This window comes from Pararhodobacter aggregans (genome assembly GCF_003075525.1).
GTDB classification, from domain to species: Bacteria; Pseudomonadota; Alphaproteobacteria; order Rhodobacterales; family Rhodobacteraceae; genus Pararhodobacter; species Pararhodobacter aggregans.
Genome location: NZ_QDDR01000001.1, coordinates 86,639 through 107,654 on the forward strand (window position 1 = coordinate 86,639; position 21,016 = coordinate 107,654).

General features: G+C 69.4%; 18 protein-coding genes and 1 riboswitch. Of the genes, 6 read left to right on the top strand and 12 right to left on the bottom strand.

The window, feature by feature from the left end; genetic code table 11:
- Positions 1-3: 3 nt before the first annotated feature.
- The gene (paaZ, locus tag DDE23_RS00455) at positions 4-2,052 is read left to right on the top strand and encodes a phenylacetic acid degradation bifunctional protein PaaZ (RefSeq protein ID WP_107754580.1); all 2,049 of its coding nucleotides are present in this window, start codon (positions 4-6) and stop codon (positions 2,050-2,052) included.
- Positions 2,053-2,409: 357 nt separating this feature from the next.
- Here the strand turns inward: paaZ and DDE23_RS00460 are convergent, their stop codons facing one another.
- From DDE23_RS00460 to gcvT, 6 genes are read right to left on the bottom strand one after another with little or no spacing between them, the layout of a single operon-like run.
- Positions 2,410-3,297 (bottom strand): ketopantoate reductase family protein, encoded by an 888-nt coding sequence (locus DDE23_RS00460; protein ID WP_107754581.1) that lies wholly within the window; start codon positions 3,295-3,297, stop codon positions 2,410-2,412.
- The gene (gcvP, locus tag DDE23_RS00465) at positions 3,294-6,134 is read right to left on the bottom strand and encodes an aminomethyl-transferring glycine dehydrogenase (protein WP_107754582.1); all 2,841 of its coding nucleotides are present in this window, start codon (positions 6,132-6,134) and stop codon (positions 3,294-3,296) included. The genes DDE23_RS00460 and gcvP overlap by 4 nt, the downstream gene beginning before the upstream one ends.
- Positions 6,131-6,613, bottom strand: coding sequence for an SRPBCC domain-containing protein (locus tag DDE23_RS00470; RefSeq protein WP_107754583.1), 483 nt, complete (start codon positions 6,611-6,613; stop codon positions 6,131-6,133). Before DDE23_RS00470 ends, gcvP begins: the two co-directional genes overlap by 4 nt.
- On the bottom strand, positions 6,606-6,971 hold the full coding sequence (locus DDE23_RS00475) for a VOC family protein (protein WP_107754584.1): 366 nt from the start codon (positions 6,969-6,971) through the stop codon (positions 6,606-6,608). The genes DDE23_RS00470 and DDE23_RS00475 overlap by 8 nt, the downstream gene beginning before the upstream one ends.
- A gap of 4 nt (positions 6,972-6,975) precedes the next feature.
- Positions 6,976-7,335 carry a glycine cleavage system protein GcvH gene (gene gcvH / locus DDE23_RS00480; protein WP_107754585.1) on the bottom strand — a complete coding sequence of 120 codons (360 nt, stop codon included), beginning with the start codon at positions 7,333-7,335 and terminating at the stop codon, positions 6,976-6,978.
- 10 nt (positions 7,336-7,345) lie between these two features.
- Positions 7,346-8,434: a glycine cleavage system aminomethyltransferase GcvT gene (gene gcvT, locus DDE23_RS00485; protein WP_107754586.1), complete on the bottom strand. Its 1,089-nt coding sequence runs from the start codon at positions 8,432-8,434 to the stop codon at positions 7,346-7,348.
- A gap of 156 nt (positions 8,435-8,590) precedes the next feature.
- Positions 8,591-8,689: riboswitch (glycine riboswitch) on the bottom strand.
- Between the two features lie 105 nt (positions 8,690-8,794).
- Here gcvT and DDE23_RS00490 point away from each other — a divergent pair.
- Positions 8,795-9,355 (top strand): gamma-glutamylcyclotransferase family protein, encoded by a 561-nt coding sequence (locus tag DDE23_RS00490; protein WP_107754587.1) that lies wholly within the window; start codon positions 8,795-8,797, stop codon positions 9,353-9,355.
- The gene (locus tag DDE23_RS00495) at positions 9,355-10,152 is read left to right on the top strand and encodes an endonuclease/exonuclease/phosphatase family protein (RefSeq protein ID WP_107754588.1); all 798 of its coding nucleotides are present in this window, start codon (positions 9,355-9,357) and stop codon (positions 10,150-10,152) included. Before DDE23_RS00490 ends, DDE23_RS00495 begins: the two co-directional genes overlap by 1 nt.
- A gap of 58 nt (positions 10,153-10,210) precedes the next feature.
- Here DDE23_RS00495 and DDE23_RS00500 read toward each other — a convergent pair whose 3' ends face one another.
- From DDE23_RS00500 to DDE23_RS00510, 3 genes are all read right to left on the bottom strand, one after another.
- Positions 10,211-11,701 carry a Do family serine endopeptidase gene (locus DDE23_RS00500; RefSeq protein ID WP_107754589.1) on the bottom strand — a complete coding sequence of 497 codons (1,491 nt, stop codon included), beginning with the start codon at positions 11,699-11,701 and terminating at the stop codon, positions 10,211-10,213.
- Positions 11,702-11,869: 168 nt separating this feature from the next.
- Positions 11,870-12,745: an alpha/beta hydrolase fold domain-containing protein gene (locus DDE23_RS00505; RefSeq protein WP_107754590.1), complete on the bottom strand. Its 876-nt coding sequence runs from the start codon at positions 12,743-12,745 to the stop codon at positions 11,870-11,872.
- Positions 12,742-14,061 (bottom strand): phenylacetate--CoA ligase family protein, encoded by a 1,320-nt coding sequence (locus tag DDE23_RS00510; protein ID WP_107754591.1) that lies wholly within the window; start codon positions 14,059-14,061, stop codon positions 12,742-12,744. The genes DDE23_RS00505 and DDE23_RS00510 overlap by 4 nt, the downstream gene beginning before the upstream one ends.
- 193 nt (positions 14,062-14,254) lie before the next feature.
- On the opposite strand from DDE23_RS00510, the gene DDE23_RS00515 reads away from it, so the two are divergent.
- The 3 genes from DDE23_RS00515 (at position 14,255) to DDE23_RS00525 (ending at position 17,536) form a co-directional block, all read left to right on the top strand.
- Complete coding sequence (locus DDE23_RS00515) at positions 14,255-14,860, top strand: TetR/AcrR family transcriptional regulator (protein ID WP_107754606.1); 606 nt, start codon at positions 14,255-14,257, stop codon at positions 14,858-14,860.
- A 91-nt stretch (positions 14,861-14,951) separates the two neighbouring features.
- Positions 14,952-16,346: an OB-fold domain-containing protein gene (locus DDE23_RS00520; RefSeq protein WP_107754592.1), complete on the top strand. Its 1,395-nt coding sequence runs from the start codon at positions 14,952-14,954 to the stop codon at positions 16,344-16,346.
- Entirely contained in the window at positions 16,346-17,536 is a 1,191-nt protein-coding gene (locus DDE23_RS00525; protein WP_107754593.1) for an acetyl-CoA acetyltransferase, read from the top strand. The genes DDE23_RS00520 and DDE23_RS00525 overlap by 1 nt, the downstream gene beginning before the upstream one ends.
- On the opposite strand, the gene DDE23_RS00530 is transcribed toward DDE23_RS00525, so the two are convergent.
- Genes DDE23_RS00530 through DDE23_RS00540 form a run of 3 tightly spaced genes read right to left on the bottom strand, consistent with a single transcriptional unit; the run spans position 17,537 to position 21,007 of the window.
- Positions 17,537-18,391, bottom strand: coding sequence for an IclR family transcriptional regulator (locus DDE23_RS00530; protein WP_133239504.1), 855 nt, complete (start codon positions 18,389-18,391; stop codon positions 17,537-17,539).
- Positions 18,388-19,305: a DMT family transporter gene (locus DDE23_RS00535; RefSeq protein ID WP_157957942.1), complete on the bottom strand. Its 918-nt coding sequence runs from the start codon at positions 19,303-19,305 to the stop codon at positions 18,388-18,390. The genes DDE23_RS00530 and DDE23_RS00535 overlap by 4 nt, the downstream gene beginning before the upstream one ends.
- Entirely contained in the window at positions 19,298-21,007 is a 1,710-nt protein-coding gene (locus DDE23_RS00540) for an FAD-dependent oxidoreductase (protein ID WP_107754596.1), read from the bottom strand. The genes DDE23_RS00535 and DDE23_RS00540 overlap by 8 nt, the downstream gene beginning before the upstream one ends.
- Positions 21,008-21,016 lie beyond the last annotated feature (9 nt).

The window sequence follows — 21,016 nt, forward strand, 5'->3', positions numbered from 1 at the left end:
GTCATGACGGATCAGACCCCCCTCCGGCTGAAAAGCTACATCTGCGGTGAATGGAAAGCCGGATCGCGGGATGGCCAATTGCTGCGGGACGCGGGCACCGGGTCGCCGGTGGCGCTGATCGACGCCTCAGGCCTCGATATGGCGGGGGCGCTGGATTACGGGCGCAAATCCGGCAGGGCTTTGCGCGCGATGACCTTCCACCAGCGGGCCGAGATGCTGAAGGCGCTGGGCAAGGCGCTGACCGAGCGGAAGGCCGAGTTCCACGCGCTGTCCTTGGCGACCGGCGCCACGCCGCGCGACGGGATGGTGGATATCGAGGGCGGGTTTCACACGCTGTTCAGCTATTCCGGGCAAGGTCGGCGCGAATTGCCGAACACCCGCGTGCTGACCGAGGGCGCGGTCGAAGGCCTGTCCAAGGACGGCAGCTTCAGCGCCCAGCATATCCTGACGCCGTTGCAGGGTGTTGCGGTGCATATCAACGCCTTCAACTTCCCGGTCTGGGGCATGCTGGAGAAACTGGCGCCGACCCTGCTGGCCGGGATGCCCGCCATTATCAAACCGGCCTCGCAGACCGCCTATCTGACCGAACTGGTGGTCCGCCGCATCGTCGAGTCGGGCATCCTGCCCGAGGGGGCGCTGCAACTGATCTGCGGCTCGACCGGCGACCTCTTGGACCATGTGACGGGGCAGGACGTGGTGACCTTCACCGGCTCGGCCAATACCGGGCGGATGCTGCGGACCTCGAAGGCCATTGTCGAGAATTCGGTGCGTTTCACCATGGAAGCCGACAGCCTCAATGCGGCGGTGCTGGGGCCGGATGCGGGGCCCGGGACGCCGGAATTCGACCTCTTCGTCAAGGAAGTGGTGCGCGAGATGACGGTGAAGGCCGGGCAGAAATGCACCGCCATCCGCCGCGTCCTGGTGCCCCGCGCGCAGGTTCAGGCGGTGACCGAGGCACTGGCTGCGGCGCTGGCCAAGATGGGCGTCGGCCTGCCGGGCGACGAGGCCACGCGGATGGGGGCGCTCGCCTCGATGGCGCAGCGCGACGAGGTCCGGGCCCGGATCCGCGACCTGCAGGGCGATGCCGAGATCGTGGTCGGCAACCCCGATGCGGTGACGCTCACTTCGGGCGATCCCGACGCGGGCGCCTTCCTCAACCCCGTGGTGCTCTATTGCGACCGGCCGGGCGATGCCCGCGCCGTGCATGACGTGGAGGCTTTCGGCCCCGTCTCGACCCTCATGCCCTATGACGATCTGGAGGAGGCCGTGGCGCTGACCCAGCGCGGCAAGGGCTCGCTGGCGGCCTCGGTCTTCACCGACTCGCCCGAGGTCGCCGAACAGGCCGTTCTGGGCATGGCCCCCTTCCACGGCCGCATCCTGCTGGGCAACCGCGCCTCGGCCAAGACCTCGACCGGCCACGGCGCGCCCCTGCCCAATCTGGTGCATGGCGGCCCCGGCCGGGCGGGCGGCGGCGAGGAAATGGGCGGCATCCGCGGCGTGAAACACTTCATGCAGCGCAGCGCGGTGCAGGGGACGCCCAAGCTCCTCAGCGCCGTCACCGGCCGCTGGATCCCCGGCGCGCCGACCCGCGAGGACATCCACCCGTTCCGCAAATCGCTGGCGGACCTCAAGGTGGGTGACCGGATCGTCACCGCCACGCGCGAGGTGACGCTTGCGGACATCGAGCATTTCGCCACGTTTACCGGCGACACCTTCTACGCCCATATGGACGAGGAAGCCGCCCGCGCGAACCCGTTCTTCGACGGCCGCGTGGCGCATGGCTACCTGATCGTCAGCTTCGCCGCGGGCCTCTTCGTGCAGCCCGATCCGGGCCCGGTCCTGGCCAATTACGGCGTCGACAATCTGCGCTTCCTGACCCCGGTCAACCCGGGCGACGTGCTGGGGGTCGAACTGACCTGCAAGGAGATCAACCCCCGCGAAAACGCCGACCATGGCGAGGTCCGCTGGGATTGCCGCGTCACCAACCAGACCGGCGCCGTGGTCGCGCAATACGATGTGCTGACGATGGTGGCGAAGACCTGGCCGCAGTAACCCGCGGCGAGGTCGGGCGGAAGCGGGGGGCCAGCCCCCTCGACTCCCAGCCGCGCCACGGGCGCGGCGTTCGCGGCGAGAGGCGCGCCACTGGCGCGTTTCCGAGACACCGCTCACCCCCAGCCAAAGGGGACCCTCGGGCCCCCTTTGGAAACCCCCGAGGATATTTAGAGAACAAAGATGAAGGTTAAGAGGGCGTTAAGCCGCCTTCTTTGTTCCTCAAATATCCTCGGGGGGTGAATTGGCCCTTGGGCCAAGAGGGGGGCAGAAAGCCCCCCTTTCTTCGGCGCGGCGGCACGCCGCGCCGCCGGTCGCCCGAGGCGCCCGCGGCAGCGGGCAACGAGGGCGAAACCCCTCTCAGCGCTCTTCCAGCAGGTCCACCATCATCGCCAGCGCCCGGTTGAGCGGCGCGGGCACGCCAAGCGCCGCGCCGCGGCGGGCGATTTCGCCGTTGAGCTGGGCGATCTCGGTCCGCTTGCCCGCCATCACGTCCTGCGCCGTCGAGGACAGCTGCCCGGGCATGGTCGTCGTCAGCGCCAGCACCCGGTCCAGCATGTCGGCGGGCAGCGTCACGCCACTGGCGCTCGCCACCGCGCGGCATTCCTCGACCAGCGCGGTGAAGGTGGCCAGCGCCTCGGGGCGGCGGGCGATGGTGCCGTAATCGCGCAGCGTCAGCGCCGAGATCGCGTTCAGCGCGCAATTGAGCGTGAGCTTGGTCCAGAGCGCGGCCTCGGCCTGGGCCGAGACCTCGGCCGGGACCTGCACCGCTCGGAACCGCGCCGCCGCCGCCTGGGCGCCGGGGCCTTCGCCCAGCACCAGATCGCCCCGGCCGCGGTGCAGCACATGGCCGGGTCCGGCCATCGCCGCCGCGACATAGACCACCACGGGCAGCACCGGGCGGTCCAGGATCTCGGCCAGGATTTCGGCATTGCCGATGCCGTTCTGCAGGCTCATCACCGTGGTGCCGGGGGCGAGGTGGCGGCGGATCGCCTTGCCCGCCGTCGCCGTATCGGGCGATTTCACGCAGACCAGCACCAGCCCGGCGCCCTGGACCGCCTCGGGGTCGGTCGTCGCCTCGACCTGCAGCACCTCGGTCTGGCCGTCCTTCTCCAGGATGAGCCCGTGCTCGGTCACCGCCTCGACCAGCGAGGGGCGGCCGATCAGGGTGACCGGCGTGCCCGCGCGGGCGAACATGGCGCCGAAATAGCAGCCGACGGCGCCCGCGCCGAAGATCGCGACCCTCATTCTGCGGCCTGGGCGTAATCGGTCAGCGGCGGGCAGACGCAGAACAGGTTGCGGTCGCCATAGACGTTGTCGACCCGGCCCACCGGCGGCCAGTATTTGTCGACCCGGAAGCTGCCGGGCGGGAAGCAGCCCTGCTCGCGCGAATATTCGCGGTCCCAGTCGGCCACCAGATCCTCGACCGTATGCGGCGCGTGGCGGAGCGGCGAGGCTTCGGCGCTGATCTCGCCCGCCTCGACCGCCCTGATCTCCTCGCGGATCGCCAGCAGCGCGGTGATGAAGCGGTCGATCTCGGCCTTGGTTTCGGATTCCGTGGGCTCGACCATCAGCGTCCCGGCCACTGGCCAGCTCATCGTCGGCGCATGGAAGCCGTTGTCGATCAGGCGCTTGGCGATGTCCTCGACCGTGACGCCAGCCTCGGCAAAGGGGCGGGTGTCGAGGATGCATTCATGCGCGACGCGGCCCTTGTTGCCCATGAACAGCACCTTGTAGGCGCCGGTCAGCCGGGCGGCGATGTAATTGGCGTTCAGGATCGCCACGCGGGTCGCCTGGGTCAGGCCCGGGCCGCCCATCATCAGGCAATAGGCCCAGGAAATCAGCAGGATGGAGGCCGATCCATAGGGCGCGGCGGACACCGGCCCTTCGCTGCCGCCGGTTTCCGGGTGGCCGGGCAGGTGGGGCGCCAGATGCGCCTTGACGCCAATCGGGCCCATGCCGGGGCCGCCGCCGCCATGCGGAATGGCGAAGGTCTTGTGCAGGTTCAGGTGGCTGACATCGCCGCCGATCTCGCCGGGTTTCACCAGCCCGACCATGGCGTTCATGTTGGCGCCGTCGATATAGACCTGCCCGCCGTGCTGGTGGGTGATGCGGCAGACCTCGCGCACGGTTTCCTCGAACACGCCATGGGTCGAGGGGTAGGTAATCATGCAGGCCGCCAGCTTGTCGCCGGCCTTCGCCGCCTTGTCGCGGAAATCCTCGACATCAATGTCGCCATTGGGCGAGGATTGGACGACCACCACCTCCATCCCCGCCATCTGGGCCGAGGCCGGGTTGGTGCCATGCGCCGACATCGGGATCAGGCAGATCTTGCGGTCATGCGCGCCCTGCGCCTTGTGATAGGCGAGGATGGTCAGGAGCCCGGCGTATTCGCCCTGCGCGCCCGAATTGGGCTGCATCGACATGGCGTCATAGCCGGTGATCTCACACAGTTTCGCGCCCAGATCCGCGATCACCTCGGCATAGCCCTGCGCCTGATCGGGCGGGCAGAAGGGATGCAGCGAGCCGAATTCGGGCCAGGTGATCGGCATCATCTCGGCCGCGGCGTTCAGCTTCATGGTGCAAGAGCCCAGCGGGATCATCGCCCGGTCCAAGGCCAGATCGCGGTCCGACAGGCGGCGCATGTAGCGCATCATCTCGGATTCGGCGCGGTTCATGTGGAAGATCGGGTGGGTCAGATAGGCGCTTTCGCGGGCCATCGCCTCGGGGAAGCCGAGTTTAGCGCGATGCGGCGGGGCGGCGTCGATGCCGAAGGCTTTCAGCACGCGGTGCAGGACGTTCTCGTCCGTCGTCTCGTCCAGCGCGATGCCGACATGGCGGGTGCCGATCTTGCGGAAATTGAGCCCCTCATGCCGGGCGGCGGCGAGGATGCCGGTCTGGCCCACGCCCACTTCCACGGTGATCGTGTCGAAGAAGGCCTCGGGCTCCACCCGGGCCCCGGCGGCTTTCAGCGCCCGGGCAAGCCGTTCGGTCATGAAATGCACCCGTTCGGCGATGGCGCGCAGGCCCATGGGCCCGTGGAACACGGCGTACATCGAGGCCATGACCGCCAGCAGCGCCTGCGCGGTGCAGACGTTGGAGGTGGCTTTCTCTCGCCGGATATGCTGCTCGCGGGTTTGCAGCGCCAGCCGGTACGCCTTGTTGCCGCGCGAATCGACCGAGACGCCGACCAGCCGCCCGGGCATCTGCCGCTTGTGGGCATCGGCGCAGGACAGGAAGGCGGCATGCGGGCCACCGTAGCCCATCGGCACGCCGAAGCGCTGGGCCGAACCCACGGCAATATCGGCGCCCATCGCGCCCGGCTCCTTGATGAGGCAGAGCGCCAGCAGGTCGGTGGCCACGATCGCCACGGCCTTGGTGCCGTGCAGCGCGGCGATGCTGTCGGTCAGGTCGCGGACATGGCCATGCGTGCCGGGATACTGGAAGATCGCGCCGAAGACCTGCGCGGGGTCCAGATCCTCGGGTTGGCCGGTCAGGATCTCGATGCCGAGGGGCGCCGCGCGGGTCTGCATGACGGCGATGTTCTGGGGGTGGCAATTGGCGTCGATGAAGAAGGCCTTGGCCTTCGACTTGGCGACGCGCTGGGCCATGACCATCGCCTCGGCGCAGGCGGTCGATTCATCGAGCAGCGAGGCATTGGCGACCGGCAGGCCGGTCAGATCCGCGACCATGGTCTGGAAGTTGAGCAGCGCCTCCAGCCGCCCCTGGGCGATTTCGGGCTGATAGGGGGTATAGGCGGTGTACCAGGCGGGGTTCTCCAGGATGTTGCGCTGGATCGCCGGGGGGGTGATCGTGCCGTAATAGCCCTGACCGATCAGCGAGGTCATGACTTTGTTCTTCGCCCCCACCTCGCGCATTTTCGCCAAGAGGCCGCCTTCGGACAAGGGCGCCCAGCCCAGCGGCTGGTCCTGCCGGATCGAGGGCGGGATGGTCTCGTCGATCAGCTGGTCCAGCGTCTGGCAACCGGTCGCGGCCAGCATCTCGGCCATCTCGGCGGGCGAGGGGCCGATGTGGCGGCGGTTGGCGAAATCATAGGGGTCATAGGCGGTGGGGGAATAGGTCATGACAGCTCCGTCAGGCGGGCGAGATTGTCGAGCGACGAGGCAAGCCCCGTCGCGTGTTGATCGGGGTCGATGCCGGGCGGGACGCGGCTGGCCTCGACCCGGGCGCGGGTGCCGGAGCCCTCGGGCGAAAAGCGCCAGTCCATCCGCATCGTGCCGGCAAAGGCCGGGTCGAGGCTGGGGAAATCCACGTCCAGCACCACGCGGCCGGGCGGGTCGAGCGTGACGAAACGGGCGCGGACCACGTCGTGATGCGCCCCCGCCTTGCCCTTCGCGCCATCGGTGAAGCGCAGCACCATGCGCAGCGCGCCGCCGGGCACGGGGTCGAGCGCGTCGATCCGGCCCTCGGCGCCTTCGGGCGGCAGCCAGCGGACCAGATCCCCGGGCGTCGTCCAGGCGGCGAACAGGCGCTCGGGCGGGGCGGCGATGAACCGCTCGGCCCGGTCGATGCGGCCGGGGTCATAGGCGGGCGGGTCAATCATCGCCGCCCTCGGTGTGATGGGCCACGTTCACGAGGTTGCCCTCGGGGTCGCGCAGGTAGAACCGGCGGATGCCCCAGGGTTCGGTGACGGGGCCGTAGACGGGCTCGGCCCCGGTCGCGCGCAGGGCGGCAAGCGCCGCGTCGAGGTCATCGACCAGCACGGAAATCGCCGGCAGCTCGGTGCCCGAGCCGCCTTCGGCCGCCAGTTGCAGCCGGGCCCGGGCCGTGGCGGGGGCGCCGAGGAAGGCGATCCAGCCCATCTCGAAATCCACGGTCAGGCCCAGGACCTGCCGGTAGAATTCGGCCAGCCCGACGGGGTCGCGGGCGGGCAGGTTGGGAACGATGGACAGGACCGCCATGGGATCAGCCGATGAAGTCCTTGTACTCGTCCTCGGTCATGTAATCGTCGAGGGCGCTCATGTCGTCGATCTTCATCTTGAAGAACCAGGCCTCGCCCAGCGGGTCCTCGTTCACCAGACCGGGGTTGTCGACGATGGCGCCGTTCACCTCGACGATCTCGCCGTCCAAAGGCGCCAGGATGTCGGACGCGGCCTTGACGGATTCGATCACGCTGACCTCGTCGCCCTTGGCGACCTGCGTTTCCGGTTCGGGCAGTTCCACGAACACCACATCGCCCAGTTGTTCGGCGGCGTGTTCGGTGATGCCGACGACGATCAGATCGCCGTCGACGCGCAGCCATTCGTGTTCTTCGGTGAATTTCATCGCGATTGCCTCATGTGCGATAGGTGGAGGGACGGAAAGGGGTTTTGGCGACCCGGACGGGCAGGCGCTTGCCGCGCACCTCGCCCCAGAGCCTGGTGCCCGGTTCGGCCAGCGCCGTGGGAACATAGCCCATGGCGATGGGGGCCTGCAGCGAGGGGCCGAAGCCGCCCGAGGTGATGGTGCCGACGGGCGCCTCGGCCGTCTCGCTGTCGAACAGCGCGGTGCCGTCGCGCATCGGCGCCCGGCCCTCGGGCAGGAGGCCCACGCGCTTTCGGGACGGCCCCTCGGCCAGTTCGCGCTGGATGCGGTCGGCGCCGGGGAAGCCGCCTTCGGTCCGGCGGCGTTTCTGGATGGCCCAGGTAAGGCCGGCCTCGACGGGCGAGGTCTCGGTGTCGATGTCGTGGCCATAGAGGCAGAGCCCGGCCTCGAGCCTGAGCGAATCGCGGGCGCCGAGGCCGATGGGCGCCACCTCCTCCATCGCCAGCAGGGCGCGGGCGAAGGCCTCGGCGCGGTCCTCGGGCAGGGAGATCTCATAGCCATCATCGCCGGTGTAGCCGGAGCGCGAGATCCAGAGCGCCGCACCCTCCCAATCCAGCACTGCCACATCCATGAATTTCATCGCCGCGACGCCGGGGATCAGCCGGGCCAGCGCCGTCTCGGCCAAGGGGCCCTGCAGGGCCAGCAGGGCGCGGTCCGTCACCGGCTCCACCCCCGGCAGATGGGCCTGCAGGTGGGCGATGTCGGCCTCCTTGCAGGCGGCGTTGACCACCAGGAACAGGTGATCGCCGCGGTTGGCGATCATCAGGTCGTCAAGGATGCCGCCGGCCGCGTTGGTGAACATGGCATAGCGCTGGCGCCCCTCGGCCAGGCCCTGCACATCGACCGGCACCAGCGCCTCAAGCGCCTGAGCGGGGGCGCGCAGGATCACCTGCCCCATGTGCGAGACGTCGAAGAGCCCGGCCTGCGCGCGGGAATGCAGATGCTCGCCCATCACCCCCATCGGGTATTGCACGGGCATCTCATAGCCCGCGAAGGGCACCATCTTGGCCCCCAGTTCGCGTTGAAGATCGTAAAGGCAGGTACGCCTCAGGTCGGTCATGCCGAAGTCTCCCTCCGGTCGTGCGACCGGCACCAGAAGGGCGCGATCCCGCGCCGGTTGGTGCCCCCTCTGTCCCTGCCCGTGACCGATACGGCCGTGAGCGCCTGAGATCGTTATCCCTTCGGCGGGCGCCGGAACGCCACTCTCCAGAGTTCCAATGTGAACGCGGTCCCTTGCGCCTGAGAGTTTACCGGGGCGGTTGCTCCTTCGGCACCGGCGGGTTTGGAGGCCGCCGGATTCTCCCGTGTTCACGACACCTTGGATAGCAAGAGCGACATGGCGATGGCAAGGGGGCGTGGCCATGGGCTTGCACCTTGCACCGGCATTGGGCAAGCCTTGGGCAAAACGCGGGAGAGCGCTGTGTCCGAACCCTTCTTCTTTGGCTATGGCTCGCTGGTGAACCGCCAGACCCATGTCTACACCCCGGCCTATCGCGCGCGGCTGACCGGCTGGCGGCGGGCGTGGAAGCACACCGTGGGGCGGGTCACGCCGTTTCTGACCGGGGTGCCCGACCCGGGCTCGGTCATCGACGGGCTGGTGGCGCATGTGCCGGGCGGCGACTGGGCGGCGCTCGACCTGAGGGAAGAGGGCTATGACCGCCACGCCATCCCCTCGGGCCTGACGGTCGAGGGCGACGTGGGCGTCGCGGCGCAGGTCTATGCGGTGCCGGTGGTGACCATGGTGGTGCAGGACGATCCGGCACCCATTCTGCTGAGTTACCTCGATGTGGTGGTGCAGGGCTATCTGCGCGAATTCGGCGAGGCCGGCGCGCATGACTTCTTCGCCACCACGGACGGCTGGGAGGTGCCGGTGCTGGATGACCGCGCCGAGCCCCGTTATCCCCGCGCGCAGGTGCTGAGCGCGGGCGAGACGGCATTCGTGGACGCGAAGCTCAGGGAATACGGGGTGCGGGTGGTCTGATGCGCCTCCTTTGCCTCAACGCCTGGGGCGGGGTCCTGCACGAGGCGCTGATGCCCTGGATCGCCGGGGTGGGCGCGGATGTGCTCTGCCTGCAGGAGGTGGTGCATACGCCGGGCGCCGGGAAGGACTGGCTGGAATACCGCGACGGCGCCCATGTCCTGCCGCAGCGCGCCCGGATGCTGGACGAATTGCGGGCGGTCCTGCCCGGCCATGCCGTGCTGTTCAGCCCGGCGGGAAGCGGTCTGTTGTGGGAGGGCGATCAGGCGGTGCCCTCGCATTTCGGGCTGGCCTGTTTCGTGCGGGAAACGATCCCGGTGATCGGGCAGGCCACGGGTTTCGTGCATGGCGCCTATTCTGATCACGATTACGGCGCCCATCCCCGGCCGCGCAACGCCATGGTGCTCAGGCTCTGGGCCGAGGGGCGACCTTGGGTCGTGGCGCAGATGCATGGCCTCAGGGACAAGGCGGCGGGCAAGGCCGACACGCCCGAACGGGCCGCACAGGCCGAGCGGTTCGCGGCGCTGATCGACGGGCTGGCCGAACCCGGGGATGCGGTCGTGGCCTGCGGGGATTTCAACGTGCGGCCGGACAGCCAGACGCTGCGGCGGCTGGAACGGCTGGGCCTCAGCGATCTGGTCACGGGCGGCGGCTTCGCCGGGACGCGGACCGCGCGCTACACCAAGCCCGACCGCTTCGCCGATTACCTGATGGTCAACGCGCAGGTGCCGGTCCGCCGGTTCGAGGTGATCCGCGCGCCCGAGGTCAGCGACCATTGCCCGCTGTGGCTGGAGGCATGAAAAAACCGGGCGCGGACGCCCGGTTTCGAGGTTTCGAGGTATCGCCTCTGCCGGGCGGTTATTCGATGGCCAGCGCCACGAAGCGCGGGTCGCCGCCCGAGCGGACCATCAGCAACAGGGTCCGGCGGCCGGCGTCGCGGGCGGCCTGAAGGGCGGCGTTGAAGCTCTCGATCGAGGTGACCGGCTGCTGGCCGGCCTCGGTCACGATGTCCCCGGCGCGCAGGCCCTTCGACTCCGCGTCCGAACCGCTTTCCACGTCGCGGACCACCAGCCCCTCGACGCCGGGCGCGATGCCCATGTCGGCGCGCATCTGGTCGCTCAGCGGCACCAGATCCAGACCCAGGATCATCGTCGGTTCAGCCGGGGCCTGCGGCGCATTGCTGCCCGCGGCCGGGGTCAGGCGTTCCTCGTCGCGCTGGGCGAGGGTGACATGCAGCGTCTCTTCCGCACCGTTGCGGAACACCACGACCTCGACGTCGCGGCCGACGCCGGCATCCGCCACGCGGCGCACCAGATCCCTTGTATCGGCAACCTGCACCCCGTCGAAGCTGAGGATCACGTCGCCGGTCTCCACGCCCGCGGCCTTGGACGGGCCGTCCATGACCTCGGTCACCAGCGCGCCCTCGGGCCGTTCCAGACCCAGCGCCTCGGCCACGTCCGAGGTCACGTCCTGGATGCGCACGCCCAGCCAGCCGCGGCGGGTCTCGCCGAATTCCTGCAGCTGGAACACCACGCGTTCCACCACATGCGAGGACATGGCAAAGCCGATGCCGATCGAGCCGCCGTTGGGCGACAGGATCGCCGTGTTCACGCCGATCACCTGCCCGCCCATGTTGAACAGCGGACCGCCCGAGTTGCCGCGGTTGATGGCGGCGTCGGTCTGGATGAAATCGTCGTAATTGCCCTGCAGCGCGCGGCCGCGGGCCGAGATGATGCCCGCGCTGACCGAGAAGCCCTGACCCAGCGGGTTGCCGACGGCCAGCACCCAGTCACCCACGCGGGCCTCTTCGGAATTGCCGAAGGGCACGAAGGGCAGGTCGCTGTCGGCCTCGACCTTCAGCAGCGCGATGTCGGTGGCGGTATCGGTGCCGACCAGCGTCGCGTCCAGACGGCGGCCGTCGAAGAATTCGACCTCGATCTCGTCGGCGCCCTCGATGACGTGGTTGTTGGTGACGATATAGCCGTCCGCCGAAATGACGAAGCCCGAGCCCAGAGCCTGGCTCTGACGCGGGCGCGGCTGCTGGCGGCCGTTGCGGTTGAAGAAGTCGTTGAAGAAGTCCTGGAAGGGCGCGCCTTCGGGCAGGTTCGGCATGGTCTGGTCGAGGTTCGCGGCCACGGTCGTCGAGGTGGTGATGTTCACCACCGCCGGGCTGACCTGATCGGCGAGATCGGCGAAGCTGACCGGGCGGTCCTGCGCGTGCAAGGGCAGCGCCATCGCGGCTGCCAGCAGCATTACACCCAGGATATTCAGCCAGCGCAGAGCGACCCAGCCCCGGGTCGGACGCGCAATTGCCAGGGCGCCCGCGGCGCGTACCTGGTGATGCGTCATGATGATTTCCCCTTGGTCATTCTGAAGTCCCCGGGTTTCCCTCGCCCGGATACGGTCCCGAATTTATGCCCATTGCCGCAGAGTGCAAACACGCATTCAGGGTTTCAAGCGAAGGTGAAAGCGCCGTGAATGGCCGTGTGCGTTGCGCAACGGGCCCGGGGAGGGGGCTCAGCGGGGAAGCGCCCGCCACCAACCGGCGATCTCGGCCAGCGAGGTGTCGGTCTGGGGCAGGGCCTCGAACACCTGGAAATGATGGCACATGCCGGGGTGGATGCGCAGGGTGACGCGGCCCTCCGGCCGTGCGGCCAGCGCCCGGGAATCGTCAAGCGTGATGTCGGCGCCGCCCGCGTGGATCAGCAGCGGCGGCAGGCTGTGCAGACCGGCAAAGAGCGGCGAGACGGCGGGATCCTCGGGCGCGGGGCCGCTGCGGCCGAGGTAGCTGCGCGCCATGGCGGCCAGTTGCGCGGGTTTCGAGAACGGGTCTTCGCCCGCCAGATCCCGGTAGCTGGCGCCCGACAGCGACAGGTCGAGCCAGGGTGAGAGCAGGATCAGCGCCCGGGGCAGCGGCAGGCCCGCGTCCCGCGCCCGGATCGCCGCGCCGAGCGCCAGCCCCCCGCCTGCGGAATCGCCCAGCATCGCCACCGGCGCCTCGCCCGCCGCCTGCAGGGCGCGCAGCACGGCCAGCGCATCGTCGCTGGCGGAGGGATAGCGGTGCTCGGGCGCCAGCCGGTAGGCGGGCAGCAGCAGCCGCAGCCCCAGCGCCTGCGCCAGCCGCGCCACCAGCCCGGCATGCGAGGCGATGCCGCCGATCTGAAAGCCGCCGCCGTGCAGATAGAGCCCGGGCTTTGCGGCGGGATCGCCGATCCAGACGGCCTCCAGCCCCGCGACCACCGCGGGGCGGGGCTGGGCGAGGGCCGCGCCCCGGGGGCCGACATCGGCCAGGAAGGCCGCGAAATCGGTGCGGATCGCGGGCAGGTCCATCGCCCCCCAGCCCGCCACCCGCGCCGCCAACCCGGCGCGGATCGGGGCCAGCGGGTCGCTCATGCCTCGGCCCGGTGCAGGACGCGGACCGCCTTGGCCTCGTAGCGGGGCAGGGTTCCCTCGGGGTGGCATTCGACGCGGATCGACATGCCGAGCCGCGCATGCACCTCGCGGCAGATCTGTTCCTCGATCTGCGCGGCGGGGCGGGCGTCGCGGCTGGTGGCCTCGACCGCGACGGTCAGGTTGCCGATGGTCACCCGCTCCTTGTCGATGTAGATCTGCCAGGCTTCCTTGACGACGCCCGGGACGCCGGTGATGACGTCCTCGATCTGCGAGGGGAAGACCATCACGCCCTTGAACTTTATCATGTCGTCCGAGCGGCCGATGATCCGCCCGATCTTGCGCATCCCCCGCCGCCCCGAGGGGCAATCGTAGGGCCGGGGCGAGAGCCGCACCAGATCGCGGGTCCGCCAGCGGACCACGGGCGAGGCCTGTTTGGCGATGGTGGTGATGACGATTTCCCCGACCTCCCCCTCGGAGACGGGTTTCAGCGTCACCGGGTCGAGGATCTCGGTGATGATCGTGTCTTCGTTCAGCAGGTGCAGCTCGTCATCGGCATGGGTGTAGGGGGTCGAGATGGCCAACACCGGCCCGCCCGCCTCGGTCGTGCCGTAGATGTTGTGCGACTGGAAGCCTTCGGGCATTTCGGCCTCCAGCTGCGCCCGGAACTCGGCCGAGACGGATTGCCCACCCAGAATCGCGGTCGTCAGCGCCCAGTCGGTTTTCGGGTCGATCCCCTGCGCGCGGGCCGCCTGCACCAGGCTCATCAGCCACAGGGGCGACATGGAGGCCACGTCATAGGCATGGTCCTTCAGCCAGCGCGCCGCCAGATCGCCGCGGCCCGGGCCGATGGGGAAGCTGGTGCAGCCCAGTTCCCGGAACCCCTGATCCAGCGCCGGCCCGCCGATCCAGAGACCATAGCCATAGCCCTGATAGGCGCGGCTGCCGGGTTTCACACCCGCGGCGGTCAGCAGCCGGGCCATCTGCGCGGGCAGCAGCGTCTCGAAATCCGCCCGCGTCATGCCGAAGAGGACCGGCAAGCCGGTGGTGCCCGAGGTGGCGACGAAGCGCAGCACCTCGTCCATCGGCACGGTCAGGAAGGGGAAGGGGTAATGGTCGCGCAGATCCGACTTTTCCAGAAAGGGGGTGTTTTCCAGCCCGTCGGGCGCCGCCAGATCCTCGGGCCGCATGCCCGCCTTGGCGAAATGGGCGCGCCAGGTCTCGGATTGCGCCAGATGGCGGCCGAAACCTGCCAGCCGCTCGCGTTGCAGGGCCAGGATCCCGTCGCGGTCCAGCGATTCGATGGGGGCATGGTGCATCGGTGTCGTCCTCCTCCTCCTCCGGCGGGACTCGGGGTCGCCGTCGCTCTGGGTCTTTAATAGTCCGAACGATTGGACTAATCAAATCAAGAATCATCCCGGATACCTCTTTTCCCGCGGGATGCTGGCGGTTGGCAGCGGGGCGCTGAGCGCTTATACCTCGAACGGACATACTCATTTTCGGAGGCGCCCCGTGGCCAGGACCCGATCCGCGGATTACGACAATATCCACGACACGATCATCGACCGCGCCGCCTCGGTCTTTGCCCGGCGCGGTTTTGCCGCCACCTCGATCGGCGATATCGCCGAGGCCTGCGATTGCTCCAAGTCGCGGCTTTATCATTACTTCGACGGCAAGGAAGCGATCCTGCGCGAGATGCTGGAAACGCATGTCGATGCGCTGCTGGATCGCCTGCGGCCGGTACTCTACCGCGAGCTGGACCCCAAGCAGCGGTTCACCCAGATGGTGAAGCTGTTTCTCGAGGTCTATTCCGTGTCTCGCGACCGCCATGTCGTGCTGCTCACTTGTCTCGACGCCCTGCCAGAAGAGCAGCGGCAGAGCATCGTCGCCAAGGAGCGCCAGCTCATCGCCTATGTGCGCGACGCGCTGTTGCAGATCCGCCCGGATATCGCCGAGGACCGGGTGATCTCGCAGATTGATACGATGCTGTTCTTCGGCATGATAAATTTCACCTACACCTGGTACAGGGCCGAGGGGCCTGTCGGCCCCGAGGAACTGGCCGACAGGGTGGTGGCGCTGTTCCTCGGCGGGTATGGCGCGCTGCCGTCTCGAGGCTGAGCGGGCCGCGGTCGGAAATTAGTTGAACGACCGTTCCAACTATTATATCCCCGCCTGAGGCGCCTGTCACGGCGCGGCAGGGGAGGGGGCCATGGCCAATATCATCCGGATCGGTTCTTGCCTGCCCCGGCTGAGGCTGGAGCGGCGGGCGATGGCGCAGGCGATGGGCTGGCTGGTGCCGGGCGCGGGCGCCGGGCGCGGCACGCGCACGCTGGCCTTCTGGGACGAGGACAGCGTCACCCTCGCGGTGGCGGCGGCGCAGGAGGCGCTGGGCGGGGACAGCGCAGACAGCCTGACCTTCGCCACCACGACGCCCCCCTTCGCCGAGCCGCAGAACGCCGCCCTGATCCGCGCCGCGCTGCGCCTGCCCGCGCTCTGCCGGACACAGGACGCGACCGGCACGCCGCGCGCCACGCTGCTGGCGCTGCAGGCGGCGCTGGAAGGGGGCGAGCCCGCGCTGATCGCCGCCGCCGACCGGCCGGTCGCCCAAGCGGGCAGCACGGCGGAATCGCGGATGGGTGACGGCGGCGCGGCGGTGCTGACCGGGCCGGGCGCGGGGCTTTTCGCCTATCTCGGCGGCGCCAGCCTCAGCGCGCCCTTCCTGCACCGGACCCGGGCCAGCGGCGCCGAGACCGCGCTCGACTGGGAGGAACGCTGGCAGCGCGAGGCTGGCTATCAGGCGCAGGTCCCGCCCGCCATCGCCGCGGCGCTGGACCGGGCGGGGGTGGCGGCCGGGGCGGTCGATCACCTGATCCTGCCCTGTCCGATCCCCGGCACCGCCGCTGCAATCGCCCGCCTCTCCGGCCTGACCAAGGCGACGCTGGCCGGGGATCTGGCCGAGACCACCGGCGACACCGGCGCCGCGCATCCGCTTCTGATGCTGGCCGCGGCAATGCCGCGCATCGCCCCGGGCCAGATCGTCGTGCTGGCGCAATTCGGGCAGGGGGCGACGGCGCTGGTCCTGAAAGCGGGGGCGGGAGTGGTGGATCACCCCGGTCTGCCCGCGCTGGATCACGGCATCCCTGAAAGCAATTACCTGAAACTTCTGGCTTTTCAGGAACGGCTGGACTGGGACCGCGGGTTGCGCGGCCGCTTCATCGTGCAGGAAGCCCAGAGCACCGCCTATCGCAATGCCGAGGCGCTGCTGGGCTTCGTCGCCCGGCGCGAGGCCGAGACCGGCCTGATCCGCTTCCCGCCCCGCCTTGACCTGCCGGGCGAGGATTGGCCGCTGGCGGATCGGGGCGGGACCGTTGCCACGGCGACCGCCGACCGGCTGGCCCATTCCCGCCATCCGCCGAATTGCTACGGGCTGGTGGATCTGCGGGGCGGCGGGCGGCTGATGATGGATTTCACCGACCCCGGGGCGGCCGATCTGGCCCCCGGCGATCCGGTGCGCTTCGTCTTCCGGGTCAAGGATATCGACGAGACCAGCGGCTACCGGCGCTATTTCTGGAAAGCCGTGCGCGACACGGGAAGGGGGCTCTGATGGCCAGCGGCATCATGGACAAGGTGGCGATCCTGTCGATGGGCTGCTCGCGTTTCGGCGAGCGCTGGGACATCGGTCAGGAGGAACTGATGCGCGAAGCCTATGCCGAGGCGCTGACCCGGGCGGGGATCGAGGCGTCGGCGATCGGCGCCGCCTGGTATTCCTCGCATTACGACGACATCGGCGCGGGCAAGTCGGGCGTGCCGATGGCCATGGCGCTGGGCCTGCCGGATATCGGCGTGACCCGGGTCGAGAATTTCTGTGCGGGCGGGACAGAGGCGTTTCGCGGCGCGGTCTTCGCCGTGGCCTCGGGCTCCGTGGATATCGCGCTGGCGATGGGGGTGGAAAAGCTGAAGGACACCGGGTTCGCGGGGCTGCCGACCGCCACGCGCGGGACGCTGGCGCCGATGTATCTGCCGACCCATACCAACCCCGGGAATTTCGCCCAGCTGGCCCGCGCCTATGAGGCGGTGCATGGCATCGCGCGTCAGGACCTGAAGCGTGCCATGGCGCATACCTCGATGAAAAGCCACGCCAATGCGGTGCGGAACGACAAGGCCCATCTGCGCAAGCCGATCACGATAGAGCAGGCGCTGCAGGCGCCGCTGGTGGCCGATCCGCTGGGGCTCTTCGATTGCTGCCCGGTCTCGGACGGGGCGGCCTGCGCGCTGGTCACCACGCCCGAGATCGCCCGCGCCTTGGGTCAGGCCGAGCCGGTGCTGGTCAAGGCGGTGCAGATCGTCGCCTCGACCGGCTGGGAGGCGCAGCAGCAGGGCTGGAACGGCGCCTATGTCCACACCACGCGGCAGGCGGCCAAGGCGGCCTATGCCGAGGCCGGGATCGCCGATCCCCGCCAGATCAGCCTGACGGAGCTGCATGATTGCTTCTCGATCACCGAACTGGTGACGCTGGAGGATCTGGGTCTGGCCGAGCCCGGCACCGGCTGGCGGGCGATGCTGGACGGGCGTTTCGATGCCGATGGCGCGCAGCCCTGCCAGATCGACGGCGGGCTGAAATGCTTCGGCCATCCGGTCGGGGCCTCGGGGCTGAGGATGCTCTATGAGGGCTGGTTGCAGCTCACCGGGCAGGCGGGCGCCCGGCAGCTGGGGGCGCCACATTCGGCGCTCACGCATAATCTGGGCGGGGCACCGGCGCAGAACGTCTGTTCGGTGACGATCCTCGGGCTTTGATCAGCGGGCGCCGCCGCGCCGACCGGTCGCGGGGGCGCTGACCTGTCTGCGATAACCCAGATCGGCCGACAGGCGGCGGGTGAAATCGAGCGTGGCGCGGACCACGGGGCTGTCGGGGCTCAGGTCGATCTGCTGCGTCGGGCCGATCACCGTCACCGCCAGCTTCATCTCGCCGGTATAATCGCAGATCGGGGCGCAGACGGCCGAGACGCCGGGGATCGGCAGGTCGGTCGTCGTCTCCCAGCCGCGGTCGCGGACCCGGGCAACCTGGGCGCGATAGGCGGCCTCGTCGAAGGCGAAGCGCGGATCGGCCGAGGCGCGCTCGGCCAGTTCGGCGCGGATCTGCGGCTCGGTCACCGCCTCGGGCAGGTAGGCCACGAACAGCCGCCCCGTCGCGGTCGAGGTCAGGGCGAAACCGCCGCCCGCCCGGACGTTGGCATGGATCCGGGCGATCATCTCGCGCACATGGACGATGGTGGCGCCATGCGGGCCCCAGACGGTCAGCGCGACCATCAGGCGGGTTTCCTCGGCCAGCGACTCGATGCGCAGGATCGCCTCGTGATAGGCGTCCTGCGCCCGGAGCCGGGCCAGCCCCACCTCCAGCGCGAAGGGGCCGAGGCCATAGAGGCCCGAGGCCGTCTGCTCGACCATACGCATGCCGCGCAGGCTGACGAGATAGGGGTGCAATTGCGCCGGCGCGACCTCGACCGCCTCGGCCAGATCGCGCAGTTTCATCGGCCCGCCCGCCTCGGCCATGGCCTGAAGGATCGCGCCCGCCGTCTCCAGCGAGCGGATGCCGCGTTGCGCCTTGGCCGGTTTCTCGGCTTCTTCCTCCACCCCGTGTCCCCGTGTCACGCTGTCCCCCGACCCCTGCTACAAGCTTGCTGCCCCTCGGGCAATCCGCGCCGGAGGTCGAGCGAGATCATCAGCCCCAGCGTGGTGACCGCGACACCGGCCCATTGCGTGGCGTTCGGCCATTGTCCGGCCAGAGGGATCGCCAGCAGCACCGCCGACCCCGGCACCAGCGCCGAGAAAAGCGCGGCGCGCCCGGCGCCCAGCCGGATCACCGCGGCGGCGAAGATGACGAAAGCGAGGCACCCGCCGACCGCGCCCTGATAGAAGACCTGCTCGGCCCAGAGGGCGGGGGCCATCGCGGGCCAGCCCCAGATCCACAGATAGAGGGGCAGATAGACCAGTGTCGCCAGCGTGGCGATGGCGGCGGTGGTTTCGACCGCGGGCAGCTTCCAGCGGCCCATGGTGAAGACATAGACGCCCCAGAGCGAACCCGAGAGGACGAAGAACAGATCCCCCGCCAGCACCGAGCCACGGCCCGCCCGCGCCGCGGGCGCGTCCGAGGCGATGATGAGAAGCCCGCCGATCAGCACCGCGATGCCCAGAAACCGCCGCCAGCCCAGCCGCTGCCCGCCGGTCCAGCGGTCCAGCAGGTTCGCGACCAGCATCGACATGCCCGGCCCGATGACCACCGCATGCGAGAGGGGCGCGCGCTGGAAGCCCTCGTTGAAGGCCAGCGCGAAAAGGGGGCCGACCATCAGCGCCAGCACCGCCACCCGCCGCAGGGGCGGCAGGCGGTGGCGGGCCAGAAACAGCAGCGGCGCCATCAGCAGCGCCGCGCCGCCATAGCGCAGGAGCGCCAGATCGGCCGGGCGGAAGCCGCTGGCCTGCCCGATCTCGGCGCCGACGTTGTAGACCCCCCAGCTGAGCGCCGCGAGGAACCCCAGCGCGACGCCCTGTGCCTGACGGTCAGTCATTGCCGCCGGCCATATGCCGCGCGGCGATATAGCCAAAGGTGATCGCCGGGCCGAGGGTGATCCCGCCACCCGGGTAATTGCCGCCCATGATCGAGGCCGCGTCATTGCCCACCGAATAGAGGCCTTCCAGCGGGCGGCCCTCTTCGTCCAGCACCTGCGCATTGGCGTTGGTCTTCAGCCCGGCGAAGGTGCCGAGGTCGCCGACATAGAGCCGGACGGCATAGAAGGGCCCGTCCTTGATCGGCGCGAGGCAAGGGTTCGGTCCGTGCTCGGGGTCGCCCAGCGAACGGTTGTAGCTGGTCGTGCCCTTGCCGAAGGCCGGATCCTCGCCGCGGGCGGCGTGGGTGTTGAACTCGGCCACCGTGCGTTCCAGCTGCTCGCCATCGGCGCCGAATTGCGCGGCCAGTTCCCTCAGCGTCCGGCCTTGCAGCAGATAGCCGTCCCGGATCAGCGCCTTGTACGGCACCGGAGCGGGTTTGGCGAAGCCGAGCCCGTATTTGCGGAAGGCGCGGTGGTCGGTGATGAACCAGGCGGCGGGCTCCGCCCCTTCGCCCGCTTCCTCGCGGTTGCGGGCGACCATGGCCTGGCAGAAATCGTGGTACGAGTTCGATTCGTTGACGAAGCGGCGGCCCGAGCGGGTCACGGCGATGACCCCGGGTTTGGAGCGGTCGACGAAATGCGGGAAGGTGCCGAGCGTGCCGTCGGCCCGGACCGGGCGCGAGATCGGCACCCAGGCGGCGGCATGCGGCAGCGAGGTGTCGACCGTGGCGCCGACCGATTCGCCCAGCCGGAGCCCGTCGCCGGTGTTGCCGGGCGGGGCGGGGGTGACGTGTTCATAGCCATTGGGCGCATGCGGCATCAGCGCCTTGCGGCGGGCGATGTCCTGCGGGAAGCCGCCCGCGGCCAGCACCACGCCTTTGCGTGCGATCACCTCGACCGGGCCGTCGCGGCGATCGATGCGGGCGCCGATCACCCGGCCCTGATCGTCACGGATCAGGCTGCGCACCGGCGCATGGGTCCAGATCGGCACGCCCTTGTCGAAGGCCGATTTCGCCAGCCGCCCGGCCAGCGCATTGCCGTTCATCAGCCGCATCGGGCGGCCGTGGAAGGCCATGTCGCGGACGAATTTCAGGAACAGCTTGCCGACGTAGAAAGCCGAGACGGGCGAGCGCATCACGTTGAAGAAATGCAGCAGTTCCTTGCCCGAGCCGATCATCATGCCCAGGAAGGTGATTTCCTGCAGCGGCGGGCGCAGGCGGCGGATCTCGGGGCCGAGTTCCCGCCCGTCGAAGGGCCGCGCAACGATCGAGCGCCCGCCGTCCATGCCACCCGGCGCGTCGGGGTGGTAATCGGCGAAGAACGGGCCGAGGTCGAATTGCAGCGCCGTGTTCTCTTCGAAGAACTGCACCGCCTTCGGTCCGGCCTCCAGGAAGGCATCGACCCGCTCGGCGTCGAAATGCGCGCCCGCTTCGTGTTGCAGATAGATCCGCGCCTTCTCGGCGTTGTCCTCGATGCCCGCGCGCAGTTCCGGCCCGTTGCCGGGGATCCACATCCAGCCGCCCGAGCGCGCGGTGGTGCCGCCGAAGACCGGCTCCTTCTCGACCACCAGCACCTTGAGGCGCCGGTGCGCCGCGGCGACGGCGCTGGACAGGCCGCCCGCGCCCGATCCGACGACCAGGACATCAACTTCTTGTCGTTCCATGACTTTCTT

What these genes read in the sequence shown, in the direction of transcription:
- paaZ (WP_107754580.1), top strand. Translation starts at nt 4, where the DNA reads ATGACGGATCAGACCCCCCTCCGGCTGAAAAGCTACATCTGCGGTGAA.
- DDE23_RS00460 (WP_107754581.1), bottom strand. Translation starts at nt 3,297, where the DNA reads ATGAGGGTCGCGATCTTCGGCGCGGGCGCCGTCGGCTGCTATTTCGGC.
- gcvP (WP_107754582.1), bottom strand. Translation starts at nt 6,134, where the DNA reads ATGACCTATTCCCCCACCGCCTATGACCCCTATGATTTCGCCAACCGC.
- DDE23_RS00470 (WP_107754583.1), bottom strand. Translation starts at nt 6,613, where the DNA reads ATGATTGACCCGCCCGCCTATGACCCCGGCCGCATCGACCGGGCCGAG.
- DDE23_RS00475 (WP_107754584.1), bottom strand. Translation starts at nt 6,971, where the DNA reads ATGGCGGTCCTGTCCATCGTTCCCAACCTGCCCGCCCGCGACCCCGTC.
- gcvH (WP_107754585.1), bottom strand. Translation starts at nt 7,335, where the DNA reads ATGAAATTCACCGAAGAACACGAATGGCTGCGCGTCGACGGCGATCTG.
- gcvT (WP_107754586.1), bottom strand. Translation starts at nt 8,434, where the DNA reads ATGACCGACCTGAGGCGTACCTGCCTTTACGATCTTCAACGCGAACTG.
- DDE23_RS00495 (WP_107754588.1), top strand. Translation starts at nt 9,355, where the DNA reads ATGCGCCTCCTTTGCCTCAACGCCTGGGGCGGGGTCCTGCACGAGGCG.
- DDE23_RS00500 (WP_107754589.1), bottom strand. Translation starts at nt 11,701, where the DNA reads ATGACGCATCACCAGGTACGCGCCGCGGGCGCCCTGGCAATTGCGCGT.
- DDE23_RS00505 (WP_107754590.1), bottom strand. Translation starts at nt 12,745, where the DNA reads ATGAGCGACCCGCTGGCCCCGATCCGCGCCGGGTTGGCGGCGCGGGTG.
- DDE23_RS00510 (WP_107754591.1), bottom strand. Translation starts at nt 14,061, where the DNA reads ATGCACCATGCCCCCATCGAATCGCTGGACCGCGACGGGATCCTGGCC.
- DDE23_RS00520 (WP_107754592.1), top strand. Translation starts at nt 14,952, where the DNA reads ATGGCCAATATCATCCGGATCGGTTCTTGCCTGCCCCGGCTGAGGCTG.
- DDE23_RS00525 (WP_107754593.1), top strand. Translation starts at nt 16,346, where the DNA reads ATGGCCAGCGGCATCATGGACAAGGTGGCGATCCTGTCGATGGGCTGC.
- DDE23_RS00535 (WP_157957942.1), bottom strand. Translation starts at nt 19,305, where the DNA reads ATGACTGACCGTCAGGCACAGGGCGTCGCGCTGGGGTTCCTCGCGGCG.
- DDE23_RS00540 (WP_107754596.1), bottom strand. Translation starts at nt 21,007, where the DNA reads ATGGAACGACAAGAAGTTGATGTCCTGGTCGTCGGATCGGGCGCGGGC.